Here is a 16,778-nt window from a genome sequence, read left to right on the forward strand (position 1 = left end):
CTTACTGTTCGCGCGTGCTGCGCCATTCCACCAGTTCTTCGATGGTGAGGATCGGCATGCCGTGCAGTTCGGCGAAGCGTTCGATATCGTCGCCGCGCATCATGGTGCCGTCCGGGTTCATCAGCTCGCACAGCACGGCGGCCGGGTTCAGGCCCGCCATGCGCGACAGGTCGACGGAGCCTTCCGTGTGGCCACGGCGCTCGAGCACGCCGCCGGGCGCGGCGCGCAGGGGGAAGACGTGGCCGGGGCGCACCAGGTCGGCGGGCTTGGCGTCCGGCGCGATGGCGGCGCGGATGGTGGTGACCCTGTCGGCGGCCGACACGCCCGTCGTGACGCCGTCGCGCGCCTCGATGGAGACGGTAAACGGCGTGCCGTAGCGGCTGCCGTTGTCGGGCGACATGGGCGGCAATTCCAGCGCGCTGACGACATCTGTCGGCAGGCACAGGCAGACGATGCCGCTGCATTCGCGGATCAGCAAAGCCATGGTTTCGTTCGTCAATTTTTCGGCAGACAGGATCAGGTCGGCTTCGTTTTCACGGTCGAAATCGTCGAGCAGGATGACGGGGATGCCGGCGCGCATGGCGGCCAGGGCGGACTGGATGCGACCTTCCAGGTCGTTGGAAAGCAGGGTATAGCTGTTGACTAACATGGTGAAACGCTCCTCGCATAGGCGAAAAACGCTGCAGGGCAAGCGAATAGACGCAACTGGCCGCATCGCCGTGGCGATGGGACATCACACTACTGCACATCTTCTTTCATCCGGACTATACCGTCGGCTCTGGATTCACACCAGATCTGCTGACCTCGCCAAGCGGTGCCTGGAAAGCGCTCGCGGGCTTGACCGTTGCCGGTCTTACCGCCGGTGGGGAATCGCACCCCGCCCCGAAGACGTATTGTTGTGCCGGTCCACATGACCGGCGGCAATACTTTAGCACAATTGCAAAAAGCTGGCAGGACACCGTTGAGTTTGTCATTCGGCAAAGTTGCCTGGGAAAAGCGGTTTTTCCTAAGCTGTTTTTAATGGCGGAAACAGAATTTCAGTGTAAGGTATGGCTACTGAATTTTACCGTTGAGAATACATGAAGCTGAGTAAATTACGCCTGATCTCGGGCGCCGTCTTGCTGGCGTGCGCCTGCATGGCCCAGGCGGAAATCCGTTTGACCGATCCCCTGCCGCTGGCACCAGAAGTTACCGTCGGAAAACTGCCGAACGGCTTGACCTACTACATCAAGAAAAATGCCCGTCCCGCGCAGAAAGTGGAATTGCGCCTGGTGGTGAAAGCCGGTTCCATCCTGGAAGATGACGACCAGCAAGGCCTGGCCCATTTCACGGAACACATGGCCTTCAATGGCTCGACGCATTTCAAGCGCAATGAGCTGATTTCCTACTTGCAATCGATCGGCGTGAAGTTCGGCGCCGACCTGAATGCTTACACGAGCTTCGATGAAACCGTCTACGTGCTGCCGATTCCCACGAACAAGAAGGAAAACCTGGAAAAAGGTTTTCTCGTGCTGGAAGACTGGGCGCACGGCTTGAAATTCAATCCGGCCGACATCAATAGCGAGCGCGGCATCGTGCTGGAAGAGGCGCGCCTGGGCAAGGGCGCCAGCGACCGCATGAACAAGGTGCTGTATCCGAAGCTGCTGAACGGTTCGCGCTATGCGGAACGCATGCCGATCGGCAAGGAATCCGTGTTGAAAACCTTCAAGCCGGAAGCCATCAAGCGTTTCTACAAGGATTGGTACCGTCCCGACCTGATGGCCGTGATGGTGGTCGGCGACGTGGAGCCGAAACAGGCTGAAAAGCTGATCCAGCAGCATTTCGGCAAGCTGAAAAACCCCGCGAAACCGCGTCCGCGCCTGTATGCGGAAGTACCGCAGCGCTCGCAGACGGAAGCGGTGGTGATCACGGACAAGGAAGCACCGGACGACAGCGTCTTCATCCGCTACCCGATCCGCGCCGCGCAGGAGCCCGTCACCATTGCCGACTACCGCCGCCAGATGATCGAAAACCTGTACGGGCAAATGCTCAGCGCGCGCATGCAGGAATTGACGCAGCAGGCCAACCCGCCGTTCATCCAGGGCGGCAGCAGCATGGGCAAGCTGGTGCGCGGCTATGAATCGTTCAGCGCTTATGCCTTGCTGGGCAAGGGCGGCGTGCAGCCGGCCGTCGATGCGCTGGTGCAGGAAGACGAGCGGGCGCGCCGCTTCGGTTTCAGCCAGGATGAGCTGGACCGCGCGCGCAAGGACATGTTGCGCAATTACGAGCGCGCCTACAGCGAACGCGACAAATCCGATTCGGCCGGCTTCGTGGCCGAGTATTCGCGCAACTTCCTGGAGCAGGAAGCCATTCCCGGCATCGCCAATGAATTGCTGTACGCGAAGGAACTCTTGCCGCAGGTAACCTTGCAGGAAATCAACGAAACGGTAGCCAAGGTGATTCCCGACCAGCAAAAGAAGCTGGTGGTCTTCATGGGCGCCGAACCGAAAGCGGGCGATGCGACGTCCAGCGTGCCGACGCAGCAGCAATTGCTCGACGCCGTGGCGAAGGCCGAGCAGCAGAAGGTCGAGCCGCGCACGGAAAAAGTGCTCGCCAGCAAGCTGATGGACGGTCCGCCGGCCGGCGGCAGCATCGTTTCGGAAAAGTTAAACAGTGCCATCGGCGTGACGGAACTGACCTTGGGCAATGGCGTGCGCGTGCTGCTCAAGCCGACGGACTTCAAGAATGACCAGGTGCTGATGGGCTCGACGCGCTTCGGCGGCCAGTCCCTGTTCGGCGACGCCGACATCTACAACGCCCGCTACGCCAGCGCCGTGGTCGGCAGCATGGGGCTGAAGGATTTGGCGCCGCTGGACTTGCAAAAAGTATTGGCCGGCAAAACGGTCAATGTGGGCGCTTCGCTGGGCGAACTGAGCGAAGGCTTTGGCGGCTCGGCCAGCAGCGCCGATGTGGAAGCCATGTTGCAGCTCGTGTATTTGTATTTCAATGACGTGCGCAAGGATGCGGGCCTGTACCAGTCCTTCATCGGCAAGCAGCAGGACCTGGCGAAAAACAGCATGGCGCAGCCGGAAGCCGTGTTTTACGATGCCATCCAGCACGCCATGTATGGCGATAACCCCCGCGTCGATGGCGTGCCGCGTGCGGCCGATTTCGACAAGGTGGGCCTGGACCGCTCATTGGACATCTTCCGCCAGCGTTTTTCCAGCGCGCGCGGCATGACCTTCATCTTTGCGGGCAGCTTCGAGCTCGACAAGATCAAGCCGCTGATCGCCAGCTACCTGGGCACCTTGCCCGTGGGCGAGGTGGCGCACGCCTACCGCGACGTGGGCATGCGCCCGGTGACCGGGGTCGTCAAGAAGGATATCTATATGGGCAGCGAGCCCAAGAGTACGATTTCCATCACCTTCAATGGCGACGTCGCGTATTCGGACGAGCAAAAGCTGACCCTGCAGGCGCTGGGCGAGGTGCTGAACCTGAAAGTCATCGAAGTGCTGCGCGAAAAGATGAGCATGATCTATGGCGGCGGCTTTGAAACCTCGATGGGCCAGCATCCGTACGGCCATTATTCGGTGGCCTTGAACTTGCCGACGGGACCGGAAAACGTGGACAAGGTGATCGCCGCCGCCTTTGCCGAAATCAACAAGATGAAGGCGGATGGGCCATCCGTGGCCGACCTGGAAAAGGTCAAGCTGAACTGGATCACGCGCCAGCAGAAATCCCTGCGCGAAAACAACTACTGGATGAATCAGTTGATGGGTTCGGTGACGCAGGGGCGCGACCCCGCGCACATTCTGCGCTACGAGCAACGCGTGCGCGCCATCACGCCGCAAGCCGTCAAACTGGCGGCGCAGCGCTACCTGGACATGCATAATTATGTGCAGGTGGTGCTGTATCCGGAACGTAAAAATGTTGCAGCCAAGTAATCCTCGTGTTTGATCTGCATGGGCGGCAGCGTGGCGAAGCTGTTAAACTGCCGCTTATTGATGTGATATCGCAATTTAACAAGCAAGGAAATACGATGGCTAAGAAAGAAGAGCTCGATCCGGAAACCCTGGAGTTGATCAACTGGTGTATCGAGGTCGAAGGCTTCCTCGTGGCCGGCGGCGCCACCGTGGCGCAGGCGCAGGACCACATCGAAGAGCAGGTCGAGTGGTTTACCGACCAGTTCTACGACGGCTTGACGCCGGAAGAGGCGGCCAAGGAAGCCTTGGCCTGACCTTTTAAACACGACTTACAGCGGGCGGTGCCTGCCGGGCACAGCCCGGTAGCGCCGCCCGTTTTGCTTTTCTGAAAAGATTTCCATCGGGCAATTAAATTTCCTATTCACTCCAGGCACCCATGACACTCCGTTCGCGCATTCTCCTCCTGTGTTTCAGCACCTTGCTGGGCATCGTCCTCATCGCTTCCTTCTCCCTGTATTCCCTGCGCCAGACCATGATGGCCGAGCGCGTCGAGCAATTGACGGTGCTGGTCGAATTGGCCAACGCATCCGTGGAAAAGGCGTACGCGCTGGAACAGTCGGGCAAGCTCACGCGGGAGCAGGCCCAGCAGCAGGCCAAGCTGGCTATCGGCAGCTTCGTCAAGGACGAAATGTATTACTTTGTGCGCGATTTCAGCACGGACTTGCTGTACGTGCATCCGAATGCGTCGCGCATCGGCACGCCGCAAAAGAACATGAAGCAGTCGGGCGACCGCTACCGCGCCGCGCTGGCCAACAGCCGCATCGGCCTCGTGCAGGCGGACGGCACGAGGCCGGGCGTGCCCGATCCCGTGGCGAAGATGTATGCCGTGGTGAAATTTGCACCGTGGGACTGGCTGATCGGCACGGGCACGTATATCGATGACATCAACCACAAATTCTGGGCCCAGGCGGGCGTGCTGCTGGCCATCGGCGGTGCGCTGATGCTGGTGGTGGGCGCGCTGGCGGCCCTGATGCTGCGCCGCATCCTGGCCCAGCTCGGTGGCGAACCCGACTATGCCGCCGCCATCGTGGCGCAAATCGCCCAGGGCGACCTGACCACGCAGATCGACACGCGTCCCGGCGATACGTCCAGTCTGTTGATGGCCATCAAGGCCATGCGCGACAACCTGGCGCATCTGGTGAGCCAGGTGCGCAGCGATGCGGAATCGATTTCCACGGCATCGGGCGAGATCGCCTCGGGCAACCACGACCTGTCGGCGCGCACGGAGCAGCAGGCGGGATCGTTGGAAGAAACGGCATCGACCATGGAAGAAATGACCTCGACCGTGCGCCAGAATGCGGACAATGCGCGCCAGGCGAACCAGCTGGCCATTTCCGCCTCGCAAGTGGCGAGCCAGGCCGGCGGCGTGGTGAGCCAGGTGGTCGACACCATGGGCGCCATCAATGCCTCGTCGAAGAAAATCGGCGACATCATCGCCGTCATTGACGGCATCGCCTTCCAGACGAATATCCTGGCCCTGAACGCCGCCGTGGAAGCGGCGCGCGCGGGCGAGCAGGGCCGTGGTTTCGCCGTCGTGGCCAGCGAGGTGCGCAACCTGGCTCAGCGCTCGGCCAGTGCCGCCAAGGAGATCAAGCAATTGATCGACAGCTCCGCCGAACAGGTGGGCGCCGGTGAAAAACTGGTGGCGCTGGCGGGCGAAACGATGGAAAAAGTCGTCTCCAGCGTGCAGCACGTGACCGATATCGTGGCCGAGATTTCCTCGGCCAGCGCCGAGCAGAGCGCCGGCATCGAGCAGATCAACCAGGCCATCGTCGAGATGGATAACATGACGCAGCAAAACTCGGCCCTGGTCGAGCAGGCGTCGGCGGCAGCGCAGGCCATGAACGAGCAGGCGGCCGGGCTGGCGCAGATCGTCAGCGTATTCAAGGTGGGCGCCGTGGCGCCGGCCGCGGCGCAGCGGCGCCTGACGCGCTAGCCGCTTTTTATCTGTCACGGGGGAACTTATCCCCGGCTCACCTGTCCAAACTTTTTCGTCCGCAATGGATGCACAGAAGAGGTGAGCATGACAGAAGGTTTTTCCTATCACGCGGCATTTGCCCGCAACCTGGGCTGGGTCACGCAGGCGGAGCAAAACAGCTTGCGCGGCAAGCGCGTGGCCATCGCGGGCATGGGCGGCGTGGGCGGCGTGCACTTGCTGACCCTGGCGCGGCTGGGCATCGGCGCCTTCCACATCGCCGATTTCGACACCTTCGATATCGCCAACTTCAACCGCCAGGCCGGCGCCATGATGTCGACCCTGGGCCAGCCCAAGGTGGCCGTATTGGCGCAGATGGCGAAGGACATCAATCCCGAACTGGAGATTAAACAATTTCCCGACGGCATACACGACAGCAACCTGGCGGAGTACTTTGCCGGTGTCGACCTGTACGTGGATGGCCTGGATTTCTTTGCCTTCCCCGCGCGCCAGGCCACCTTCGCCACGTGCGCACGCCTGGGCATTCCCGCCATCACGGCCGCACCGCTGGGCATGGGCACGGCCGTGCTCAGCTTCATGCCGGGCGGCATGACGTTCGAAGAGTATTTTGGCTGGGGCGACTTGCCCGAGGAAGAAAAGGCCCTGCGCTTTCTCGTCGGGCTGGCGCCGTCCGGCTTGCACGGCCCCTATCTGGTCGACCCGTCCGCCATCAACCTGAAGGAGCGGCGCGGACCGTCGACCATCATGGGCTGCCAGTTGTGCGCGGGCGCGGCCGCCACGGAAGCCTTGAAAATCCTGTTAAAACGGGGCAAGGTGATGGCGGCGCCGCACGGCGTGCATTTCGACGCCTACCGCAACAAGCTCGTGCATACTTGGCGTCCAGGCGGCAACCGTCATCCGCTGCAGCGCCTGACGATGGCCATCATCAAGCGGCGCCGCGCCGCACAGGGGGCATAAATGGCGCAAGCATTGCTGAACGATCCCGTGCTGGAAAACATCCTCGAGCAGGCGCGCTGGGCGCCCAGCGGCGACAATACGCAGCCGTGGCGCTTTGAAGTCGTGGACCAGCGGCACGTGGTCGTGCATGGTTTCGATACGCGCAGCCATTGCGTGTACGACCTCGACGGCCATCCCAGCCAGCTGTCGCTGGGTGCCTTGCTTGAAAGCATGGCCCTGGCGGCCAGCTGTCACGGCTTGCGCATGGAAGCGCGCCGGCGTTTGTCCATGCCCGACACCTTGCCCACCTTCGACGTACGGCTGGTCGACAGCCCGGGCATGCTGCCCGATCCGCTGGCGGCCTTCCTGCCCCAGCGCAGCGTGCAGCGGCGCCGGCTCAGCACGCGCAGCCTGCGCGCCAGCGAAAAGGCGGCATTGGCGGCCAGCTTGCCGCCCGGCTACGGCGTGCAGTGGTTCGAAGGCGGGCGCGCGCGCCTGGCCTGCGCGCGGCTGATGTTCGACAATGCGAAGCTGCGCCTGACCATGCCCGAAGCGCACAAGGTGCACCGCGACGTCATTGAATGGGGGGCGCGCTTCAGTGCCGACCGCATCCCGGAGCAGGCGCTCGGCGTCGATGCCATGACGGCGCGGCTGATGCGCTGGGTCATGCACAGCTGGCGCCGCGTGGATTTTTTCAATACCTGGCTGGGTGGCACGATTGCCCCGCGGCTGCAGATGGACTTGCTGCCGGGCCTGTATTGTGCCGCGCATTTCGTGCTGCTGGCCGATGCGCCGCCGCGCCATATCGACGATTACGTGGCGGCCGGCCGCGCCATGCAGCGCTTCTGGCTGACGGCCACGCAACTGGGACTGCAATTGCAGCCGGAACTGACGCCGCTGATCTTTGCCCGCTACGTGCGCGAACGGCGCGCCTTTTCGCGCACCGATGGCATGCAGGACATGGCGCAGGAGCTGGCCGTGCAATGCCAGGGCGTGCTGGGGGAGGCGGCGGTCGAGCGGGCCGTGTTCCTAGGGCGCATCGGCGCCGGGCCGGCGGCCAGTGCGCGCTCGCTGCGCCGTCCGCTGCAAGACTTGCTGGTGGCGCCCACGGCTGGGCCGTGAGGCGTGACTCCCTGCGCGGTCAGCGCCGCCGCCGTGGCGCCAGGGCAGCCAGCGCGGCCAGGCCCGCCACCAGCAGCGGCAAGGTGCCCGGTAGCGGTATCGGCGTGTCCGTCGGCACATAGGCCAGTTCGGAACTGTTCAGCATGTTCAATACCAGGGTATAGCTGCCTGCCACCAGGTTGTCCGTGACGGCGCCATACTGCCCGCCGCACGTCGTGCCGATGCCGGTGCCCGTGGGCGCGCCGCAGCCGCCGGGATCGTAGGTGAACACGCTGCCGCTGGTCAGCGGCGTTTGTGCGTACCCTGTATTGAGGCTGGCGGCGTCGGCCAGTTCGGTGCCGCCCAGGATGCCGGAGCCCAGGTTGCCGTCGGGGGCCCAGTTGAAGACGATCTGGCCATGTTCATCGATGATGGTAAACGTCATCGCCATATTCGTCGTGGCCGCCGAGCCCGTGCCGGCCAGGGCATCGAGGTACAACTGCATGAAAGGCAGGGCCTGGAAGTCGAAGGCCAGGGTCGCGCCCGGTTGGCCGACGACGAAATTGACGGTCATCGCGGTACTGGAACCGTTGCGTCCCGAGGCGTCGGCGCTGCCGCCGCCCGTGAGGAAGGTTTCCGCCGCATTCACCGTGTGCGTGCTGGTCGAGCCTGGCGGAAAGGGGGGGATTTGCGAGGTGACGATCTGCGCCTCGCCGCGCGCAAACGAGGCCGTGCCCATGCCTTGTTGCGTAAAATCATTTTCCCCCTTGGTGACGGCGCCGCGTGTCGCTTGCTGCGCATCGATCTCGTTGCTGCCGCCGTGGATGACGCTGCTGCCATTGAGCGTGGCGGTGGTGCGCGACAGGTCGATATTGCTGACCAAGGTGGTGGAGCCGGTGGGGTTGCTGATGACGAGGCCAAAGACGCTGGTGTACGAATAGCCATAGGCGGCGGCGCCGGCAGTGCCGCTGCTGGCCAGCAACAGCAAGGCCAGCAGGGCCGTTGGCAAGCGGGTACAAGAAAATGTAGTCATGAAAATCCTCATCTGCCGGTCGGCCGCGTTGTAAGGAAAACCGACAGGCTTGCCACATAAAAAAAGGCGAGGAGACTCCCTCGCCTGTAAATCCCCCTGTTGCCTGGTTCAGGCGGCAAGCTTGCGGCGGCGGGCATAGCCCAGGCCAGCCAGGCCCAGACCCAGCAGTGCCAGAGTGCCAGGTTCCGGCACCGCCTGTTTCACCAGGTCCACGCTTTCCACCGCATTCAAGGTCAAGGTGTAGTTGCCGGCCGTTAAAGCATTGCTGACGGAACTGAAGTTGCTGCCGCAGCCCGTACCCACGCCCGTGCCCGTGGGCGTGCCGCAGCCGGAAGGGTCGTAGGTGAACAGGTTGCCGCGCGTCAGGAAATTGGTCGCCAGACTGGTGTTCAGGTTGGCGCCGTCGGCGTTTTCCGTGCCACCGAAGATGCCCGAGCCGATCACGCCATCGGGCGTCCAGTTGAACACCGTCAGGCCGGCTGCATCCGTGATGGTGAAGGTGACGACAAGGTTGGCCGTGGCCGTGGACAACTGGCCGACCGTGCTTTGCAGGAAGACCTGCATGAAGGGCGACGCCAGGAAGTCAAAGCTCAGCGTCGCCGTGGGCGAACCGACGACGAAATCGACGGAAAAACCCGTGGTCGAGCCATTGCGCCCGGAGGCATCGGCCGTACCGGCAGGGCCGCCCAGATGGGCTTCGGCCACGTTCACCACCTGGGTGGAGGTGGAGCCGGGCGGGAACGAAGGGAACTGCGTGCTGACGATCTGCGCATCGCCGCGCGAATAGGTGCCAGTGGGGCCTTGCTGGGTGAAGTCGTTTTCGCCCTTGGTGACGGCACCGACGTTGGCACGCGGCGCGTCGAGCGAACCGGCGCCGCCGTTGATGACGCTCACGCCGTTCAGGGTGGCCGTGCTGCGCGAAATCGTGGTGCTGTTGGCCACCGTGATCTGGCCCGTCGGCACGGCGATGACCAGGCCGAAGATGTTGTTGTAGGAATAGCCGTAGGCGCCCGCTTGTGCGCTACCGGCCGCGCACAGCATGGCCAATGCTGCTGCGGCCGGGAGCAGTTTCAGTTTAGAAAGTTTCATGTCATTCACCTCGTAGTTGAGTGAGTGTGGAAGTCTTGCCTGAGTCCTGTCGGCAGGTGCTCATGGCCAGACTTAAGCGACTTCCATGCCAACGCATGAGGTTCTTTTGAAATCAATGACTTGGCGTGCTTTTGTTGACACAGTGCAGGTGTTGCCGGACGCGTTGTAAGAAAAACCGACGCCGCCCGTCAAGGCTGGCTACCACGGGGCGACGAGCCCAGCAGGGCGTGCAGATGGGACAGCAAGCGTTGCCCGGGCACATAGTCGCGCATGGCGGTGGCCAGCTGGCGCGCCGCCAGCCTGGCCCGGCCATCGTCGAGCATGCGGGTGGCGGCATGGCGCAGGGCGGTTTCCTGGAAACGGTCGGCGCGCAGCAGCAGGCCGGCGCCCGCGCCCACGATGCCGTGCATGTTGAGGAATTGGTCGAGGTTGCCGGCGATGCCGATGACGGGCACGCCTGCCGTCAGCGCCTGCTGGCTGGTGGGGCTGCCGCCGTTGCAGATCACCAGGCTGGCACGGCGGGCGGCCGCGTCGCCCGGCAGAAAGGGCGCGACATAGGCATTCGGCGGCACGGCATCGACGCGGATGGTGCCGGCCGTGGCCGCCAGCACGGTGACGGGCAGGGGCGCCAGCGCGCGCAGCACGCGCGGCAGCAATTGCCCCTGGCCCGAGCTGCCCAGGGTGACATAGACGATCGGCCGTCCGCTGCTCAGTTCCGGTCGCTGCCACCAGTCCGGCAAGTCGAGCGGCGGCGCCCAGATGATGGGACCCAGGTAGTCGTGCGTGGGTGGCATGCCATGCGGCGGAAATAGCTGGGGAATATCGGCGTACAAGGTGCGGTCGGCATCCGTATAGATGCGCCGCAGGTCGCTGCCCAGCGATGGCAGGCCATGGCGTCGGCGCACGCGGTTCAGGGGGACGGCATGCGAGGCGAAGGCCAGCGGGCGGATCAGGCGGAACAGGGGATCGGCCAGCCAGATGGGCAGCACGCCCGTCAGGGGCAGGCTGGGCACCGTGTAATGCTGGCGCACCCAGGGACTCCAGTAGGCGTTGCTGACGGTAATGTAGGGAATGTGCTGCAGGCGCGCGCTGACGGACAGCGACAGGCGAAAGTCGCCGATCACGAGATCGGGCTGGGCGGCATTGAGCAGGCGCAAGTCATCTTCCACGTACGCGTGCAAGGTGCTTTCCGTATAGACGGGCTTGCCGTGGGCCAGCGCCTGCAGAAATTGCAGTGATGAAATGCTGTCGATGCGCCAGCGGCGGAAGTGGGCTTGCCTGAAACAAAAGTCATACCCGTCGGCGCAGGCAAAGTGCACCTCGTACGCTTCCTCGTCCAGGCCCTGGGCCAGGCTCAGTGGGCGGCCAACATGGGCCAGGGTCACTGCCTCGGCCATAAAGAGGATTTTCTTGCGCGCCATAGGGTCGCTTGCACTCGTGCTGTAGGGGATGCCTGCCAAGTTGGAGTGGCGCCACGCCGTTTAGTTCCCCTGCAGCGTGCCACTGGCGGGCGCCAGGATTTGGCCGCATCGGCTAGAGTGGGGCAAAGGAGGCCACCATGCAGCCACAATTCCGTTTTTCCCCGCTGCGTGCACACAGCACGCCCGAACCCGATATGCCGCCACCGCCGGAAGGCGATCCCCTCACGCCGCCGCCGGAACAGCCGCCGCACATCGACCCCGTGCCGGTCGAGGAGCCAACGCCGCCGCCACCGCCCGTGAAAATGCATTGAGCGGTTTTCGTGCCATGGCGCCGCGCCAAGGCCTGCGGTGGGCAGGCGTGCGCCGTGTTTATTTCCAGTCAGAAATGGAAGGCGCGGGCCCCGCCGGAGGTACGCCATTTAAACAACAAAAATGCCCACAAATGTTGCCGAGTGGATACAAATCAAGCCCCAACTGTCGAGTGTCATGCGGCCGTCACGATTCTGTTCTTATAATGAGACATCATAAAAATTCTTGTACAGGAGACCATCGTGGGCAATTCCTTGCATAACAAAATCTACCTGGGCCGGCGGCCTGTGATCACCAGCAAACACCTCGTGGCGCTGGCCCTGGCGGGTGCCGTTGCTGGTTGCGGCCTCGCATGGCTGCTGCTGCGCAGCTACAAATAACGCTCATCACACGCGTGTTTCCGCCGCCTGGCCGCCTGGCTGGCGGCGGTAGATGCACGTTGCCTGTTGCCGATGCGCAGCGGGGCGCGTACCATGGGGGCCGAACACCTGGCCTTTTATGGAAAAGTAATGAAGAACGAGAAATTAACAACCGATGAATATGACGCGCTGGAGCAAGTTGCACGCGGCATCAAGACCGAGCGCCCCAGTGCTTGCGTTGCCCGCAATGCCAAGCGCCTGTCGGGCCTGAAGCTGCTCAGCTATGCACGCGATGGCCGTCTGTCCATCACCGATAAGGCGCAGCAACTGCTGTTCCTGCGCCGCTGCATCATGGGGCTGCGCGCCGTCGCCGCCGATCCGCTGACCAAACTGGAGTCGGACGTGGCTTACTTCCTGGGCAAGAAAGCCCACATCGTGGCGCGCGCCGAAGGCGAGGGCCACGACATTTCCGACAAGGGCCGCGAATCGCTGGCCGACATCGACAACCTGGGACTGTAACAGCCTGTCCCGGCAACCGGCCCCAGTGGCCGGTTTTCACATCCCCCTCATTTTTTCATTTTCCCCTTGGAGAACACTTTGGACAGCGCGATGAACTGGTCGGCCCACGAACTGACGATGACGGTCCTGATGACGCCCGATATGGCCAACTTTTCCGGTAACGTGCATGGCGGCACCATCCTGAAATACCTCGACAGCGTCGCCTACGCCTGCGCCAGCCGCTATTCGGGCAGCTATGTGGTGACCCTGTCCGTGGACCAGGTGATGTTCCTGCAGCCTATCCACGTGGGTGAGCTGGTGACGTTCCTCGCCTCGATCAATTACACGGGCACGACGTCGATGGAAGTGGGTATCCGCGTGGTGACGGAAAACATCCAGCAGCGCCTGGTGCGCCACGCCAACAGCTGCTATTTCACGATGGTGGCCGTGGACGCCAACCGCAAGCCGGTGGCCGTGCCGCCACTGGTGCTCGAGACGCCGGAGCAGCATGCGCGCTTCGAGCAAGCCAAGCTGCGCAAGCTGTCGCGCCAGAAGGTGTCGAAGAAGTAGTTGTGTAGCGTCATGAATGGCCTCAGCCGGTTATTGGCCATGTGCGTAGCACATTTGCATTTCTGCGCAACGTATGGGGCCTGGTAAATGCGTCCAGTCGCCCGGGTTGGGGAATGTGAAGGCGCATATTTGTTGAATGGCTTGCGGCGGCAAAAAACCCTGATCTCTGCCCAGTTGTATTGCCCAACAATCGGCGGCCCTTTCGTTGCTGCCCACATATTGATGCGCACATTCATGCGTATAGATATACCATTGTATAAAAGGCGGAAGGTAGAAAAAATCAGGGCGGAATAATAATACGCCTGGCGATGCCATTGCAATATCGGGGATGGCGGCCACATAGGAAACCGCGCCGCCGCATGTCAGGGTTTGTCCGGCAATGATGGGGGCGATCCCCATGGGTTGAAGAATGACTTGCGCAGCGGCTGGCGGGCTGAGGATTGCGGCCAAAACAATGAGAAACAGAGATACCGTTAACGTTTTCATTTTTCAGTGATGACGCTTCAATTGTATGGTACGGATAGTTTTAGCACAGTAATTTTGAAATCAGCGGCTAGCTTGCATCTTCCAGCTCTTTGGGGAAGGTGCATCGTTTTTTTCTTGACTGGATCTGCTCAAGCTGATTTTTTAGTGTGGAAATCAATCCGGAACGAGAGAGCGGTAGAATTTCCGGGTCTTGCAAGAGCTGAATGAATTGTCCGATCCGTTCGTTCCCGGAATTGCAGTCTCCCATGGCGAATTCTGAAATTGCCCAATCCGCGATGATGTAGGCCCTGGCTCCATTAATGCCGAATGCTGATTCGCTGCGCAGTACATTCAGGGAGTCCTGATAAGCAGCCCGTCCTTCCTGTATTTTTCCGGTCGAAAACATCAGTCGCGCCTTGTATCGTCGCGCTTCCGATTGCATCGAGGGTACGGCATCCTTGATGGCAACGGCCCGTTCAACCAGGGTCGTGGCACTTTTCCAGTCATAAATATTCAACGCTTCCGATATCAGTACCAATAGTTGGGGAATTCCCGCATGGTCACCGAGGCGCGGTAGTAATGCTGTTGCATATTGTATGTTTGCCAGTACCTGCGGAGAGACCATGGAATTCATCGCCATCAGCATTTGCGGATTGTTCGACTGGTATTGAATCTGGATCATGTTCTGACGCAGATTTGACACGGCATTCACGGATTTGTTGAATTCTTCCATATCCCTGAAAAGTTCATTGCGTGGCTGGCTCCAGAAAATGTCAAAAAGAGAAATTCCACTTAAAAGTATGCCAATGAGTAAAGCCAGGAAGCTTGTTCTTTTTTGAATTATTTCAAATCTTCCGTGCTCAGGATTCTCAAGGCGATTTATTCGAAGATCCATTGAATGTACTCTCGACTCGATCGAGGATTTCTCCTCCGGGGAGGGGGAGTTGCTTTCCGGTATGGGATTGGAATTCATGGAGGAAATTTCCAGTCGTGGCTACATCAATGAATTAATTGTTATCTGCATTCTCTGATGTGACTATATTCTGAAAACTCCAGTGAAGTTTGATCTTGAGTAACGTATGTGATTATGCGATGCCTTTATGTTTTTTATCTGAAAGTATTTTCATTTTTTATGATAGGAAATCTCTCCCGAGAGGCGCAGTCAGCCGGTATGCCGCTGTCAAATCGGCGGGCAAAAAAAAGCCACCAGATTACGCTGGTGGCTTTTTTTCCTACTGCGACTTGCAGCGGCTAACCGTGATTAACGGTCGCCGTAGCTGCGGCGTGCGCCGTCGGTGCTGCGCGGGTTGGAACCCTTGTAGCCGCCGCCGGTGCTCGGCGCGCCGTCCTTGCGTGGTGCGCCCGGCTTGCTGAACGTGCGTTGGCCTGGCTTCGCGCCGCCACGGTTGTCGCCTGGTTTCCAGCCGCCTGGACGGGCGCTCGAACGTGGTGCCGATGCCGTTTTCTTCGGCTCGAAACCTTCGATGACATTGACCGGGATCAATTGCTTGGTGAAGCGTTCGATGCGTTTGACGTTCATGCCTTCAGCGTGGTTCACCAGCGAGATGGCCAGGCCATTGCGGCCAGCGCGGCCGGTACGGCCGATGCGGTGGACGTAGTCTTCCGGGAACTTCGGCAGATCGTAGTTGAACACGTGGGTGATCGTCGGCACGTCGATGCCGCGGGCGGCAACGTCGGTGGCAACCAGCACTTTGACCTGGCCGCGGCGCATGCCGTCCAGGGTGCGGTTACGCGCGCCCTGATGCATGTCGCCGTGCAAGGCGGCAGCCGAGAAACCGGCGATGTTCAGGCGGTCGGCGATGGTGTCGGCGTCACGCTTGGTGGCGGTGAACACAACAGCCTGGTCCAGCGATTCGTCGCGCAGCAGGTGGTCCAGCAGGCGATTCTTGTGCGACAGATCGTCGACGAAGTGCACGCGCTGGGTGATGTTTTCATGCTTGTTGCTCGAGCTTGCCACCTGGATGACCAGCGGGTTTTTCGTGATGCGGCGGGCCATGTTGCCGACGACGCCGTCCAAGGTTGCCGAGAACAGCATGGTTTGACGGCCTTCCGGCGTCGCTTCCACGATTTTTTCGATGTCGTCGATGAAACCCATGTCCAGCATGCGGTCGGCTTCGTCCAGCACCAGGATTTCCAGTTGCGAGAAGTCGATCTTGCCCGAATCCATGTGGTCGATCAGACGGCCAGGGGTGGCGACCAGGATCTCAGGATTCTTGGCCAGCAATTGCATCTGTTTAGGGTAAGGCATGCCGCCCAGAATCGACACAGCCTTGATGCGGCGGATGCCGGTGCTGTACTTGTCGGTGTTGGTGGTCACTTGCAGGGCCAGTTCGCGCGTTGGCGTCAGTACCAGCATTTTTGGCTGGGCAGCCTTGAAGCGTGGACGCTCGCCGCGGGCGCGCGATGCTTGCATTTCCTGGTTCGGCGTCTTGCCGGCGGCACTTTGTTCGGCGCTGGCCAGTTTGTGCAGCGACGGCAGCATGAAAGCTGCGGTCTTGCCCGAACCGGTCTGCGACGAGACCAGCAGGTCACGGCCTTCGATCGCGGCTGGAATCGCTTGCGACTGTACCGCGGTTGGCGCGGTGTAGCCCGATTCGGTCAGAGCGGCGATGATGGACGGATGCAGGCCTAAGGATTCAAATGTCATTCTTTTCTTTCGTAAAAATCAGCGTTCTTGCAAAAAGCAGAACGCAAAATAGCAACGCCAACCAAAACGAAATGACTCAACTAAAAAGAAATTTCGGCACAAAAGCTTTGCGCCGGGACGGTGTCAGGTGCGACACACAAGGCGGGAGGGCTTTATAAGCGGCATCCTGTGGATGCGCTAAGGCTTGCGAAGCTGCTAAGTTTGTAGTGCATGACTGCGGTGTTGCCATCGCTTCAAGGGAACATATTGCAGCGCACAACGACACTATACCGTATTTGCCGCCGTTTTGCACGGGCTAAATGGGAAGAAACGCAAGTCCTACCACGTTTTGAAGATGTTTCCTATCTGAAATCAGTAGGAATACGTAGATTTCGCCCGTTTAATTGAGCATGGCCACGATGTCGGCGGGCAGCGGCGGTGCCTGCCGTGCA

At 61.1% G+C, this 16,778-nt stretch carries 16 protein-coding genes and 1 riboswitch; of the genes, 9 read left to right on the forward strand and 7 right to left on the reverse strand.

The genetic code is table 11. From position 1 onward, the window contains the following. Nucleotide 1: 1 nt before the first annotated feature. A complete protein-coding gene (gene ribB, locus OX462_RS09425; RefSeq protein ID WP_121670015.1) occupies nucleotides 2-649 on the reverse strand; it encodes a 3,4-dihydroxy-2-butanone-4-phosphate synthase in 648 nt (215 codons plus the stop codon). Nucleotides 650-743: 94 nt separating this feature from the next. Continuing rightward, a riboswitch (FMN riboswitch) is annotated at nucleotides 744-894 on the reverse strand. A gap of 185 nt (nucleotides 895-1,079) precedes the next feature. Here ribB and OX462_RS09430 point away from each other — a divergent pair. The 5 genes from OX462_RS09430 to OX462_RS09450 all read left to right on the forward strand — a co-directional run bounded on the left by OX462_RS09430 (nucleotide 1,080) and on the right by OX462_RS09450 (nucleotide 7,956). Then, entirely contained in the window at nucleotides 1,080-3,923 is a 2,844-nt protein-coding gene (locus tag OX462_RS09430; protein ID WP_409028260.1) for a M16 family metallopeptidase, read from the forward strand. Between the two features lie 95 nt (nucleotides 3,924-4,018). Further along, nucleotides 4,019-4,216, forward strand: a complete 198-nt coding sequence (locus OX462_RS09435) for a hypothetical protein (protein ID WP_010399555.1) — start codon at nucleotides 4,019-4,021, stop codon at nucleotides 4,214-4,216. Between the two features lie 122 nt (nucleotides 4,217-4,338). Then, nucleotides 4,339-5,898: a methyl-accepting chemotaxis protein gene (locus OX462_RS09440; RefSeq protein ID WP_070311430.1), complete on the forward strand. Its 1,560-nt coding sequence runs from the start codon at nucleotides 4,339-4,341 to the stop codon at nucleotides 5,896-5,898. Between the two features lie 87 nt (nucleotides 5,899-5,985). After that, nucleotides 5,986-6,855, forward strand: a complete 870-nt coding sequence (locus tag OX462_RS09445) for a ThiF family adenylyltransferase (protein ID WP_409028261.1) — start codon at nucleotides 5,986-5,988, stop codon at nucleotides 6,853-6,855. Then, on the forward strand, nucleotides 6,856-7,956 hold the full coding sequence (locus OX462_RS09450) for a nitroreductase family protein (RefSeq protein ID WP_409028262.1): 1,101 nt from the start codon (nucleotides 6,856-6,858) through the stop codon (nucleotides 7,954-7,956). Between the two features lie 19 nt (nucleotides 7,957-7,975). On the opposite strand, the gene OX462_RS09455 is transcribed toward OX462_RS09450, so the two are convergent. The 3 genes from OX462_RS09455 to OX462_RS09465 form a co-directional block, all read right to left on the reverse strand. Beyond that, a complete protein-coding gene (locus OX462_RS09455) occupies nucleotides 7,976-8,968 on the reverse strand; it encodes an EDSAP-1 family PEP-CTERM protein (protein ID WP_083293526.1) in 993 nt (330 codons plus the stop codon). 108 nt (nucleotides 8,969-9,076) lie between these two features. Next, nucleotides 9,077-10,057 carry an EDSAP-1 family PEP-CTERM protein gene (locus tag OX462_RS09460; RefSeq protein WP_409028263.1) on the reverse strand — a complete coding sequence of 327 codons (981 nt, stop codon included), beginning with the start codon at nucleotides 10,055-10,057 and terminating at the stop codon, nucleotides 9,077-9,079. 188 nt (nucleotides 10,058-10,245) lie between these two features. Beyond that, nucleotides 10,246-11,478 carry a nucleotide disphospho-sugar-binding domain-containing protein gene (locus OX462_RS09465; RefSeq protein WP_409028264.1) on the reverse strand — a complete coding sequence of 411 codons (1,233 nt, stop codon included), beginning with the start codon at nucleotides 11,476-11,478 and terminating at the stop codon, nucleotides 10,246-10,248. Between the two features lie 137 nt (nucleotides 11,479-11,615). Here OX462_RS09465 and OX462_RS09470 point away from each other — a divergent pair, with 137 nt between their 5' ends. The 4 genes from OX462_RS09470 to OX462_RS09485 all read left to right on the forward strand — a co-directional run bounded on the left by OX462_RS09470 (nucleotide 11,616) and on the right by OX462_RS09485 (nucleotide 13,214). Further along, nucleotides 11,616-11,789, forward strand: coding sequence for a hypothetical protein (locus OX462_RS09470; protein ID WP_175445159.1), 174 nt, complete (start codon nucleotides 11,616-11,618; stop codon nucleotides 11,787-11,789). Nucleotides 11,790-12,029: 240 nt separating this feature from the next. Then, nucleotides 12,030-12,167, forward strand: a complete 138-nt coding sequence (locus tag OX462_RS09475; protein ID WP_162995739.1) for a hypothetical protein — start codon at nucleotides 12,030-12,032, stop codon at nucleotides 12,165-12,167. A 129-nt stretch (nucleotides 12,168-12,296) separates the two neighbouring features. Further along, a complete protein-coding gene (locus OX462_RS09480; RefSeq protein ID WP_070288667.1) occupies nucleotides 12,297-12,665 on the forward strand; it encodes a hypothetical protein in 369 nt (122 codons plus the stop codon). Nucleotides 12,666-12,755: 90 nt separating this feature from the next. Next, nucleotides 12,756-13,214, forward strand: coding sequence for an acyl-CoA thioesterase (locus tag OX462_RS09485; RefSeq protein WP_034750191.1), 459 nt, complete (start codon nucleotides 12,756-12,758; stop codon nucleotides 13,212-13,214). Nucleotides 13,215-13,244: 30 nt separating this feature from the next. Here OX462_RS09485 and OX462_RS09490 read toward each other — a convergent pair whose 3' ends face one another. The 3 genes from OX462_RS09490 to OX462_RS09500 form a co-directional block, all read right to left on the reverse strand. Beyond that, entirely contained in the window at nucleotides 13,245-13,700 is a 456-nt protein-coding gene (locus OX462_RS09490; protein WP_409028265.1) for a hypothetical protein, read from the reverse strand. Nucleotides 13,701-13,767: 67 nt separating this feature from the next. Further along, nucleotides 13,768-14,652, reverse strand: coding sequence for a hypothetical protein (locus OX462_RS09495; RefSeq protein WP_409028266.1), 885 nt, complete (start codon nucleotides 14,650-14,652; stop codon nucleotides 13,768-13,770). Between the two features lie 288 nt (nucleotides 14,653-14,940). Beyond that, a complete protein-coding gene (locus OX462_RS09500) occupies nucleotides 14,941-16,347 on the reverse strand; it encodes a DEAD/DEAH box helicase (RefSeq protein ID WP_035820280.1) in 1,407 nt (468 codons plus the stop codon). Nucleotides 16,348-16,778: the final 431 nt, after the last annotated feature.

This window comes from Janthinobacterium aestuarii (assembly GCF_046113285.1).
Taxonomy (GTDB): Bacteria; Pseudomonadota; Gammaproteobacteria; order Burkholderiales; family Burkholderiaceae_D; genus Janthinobacterium.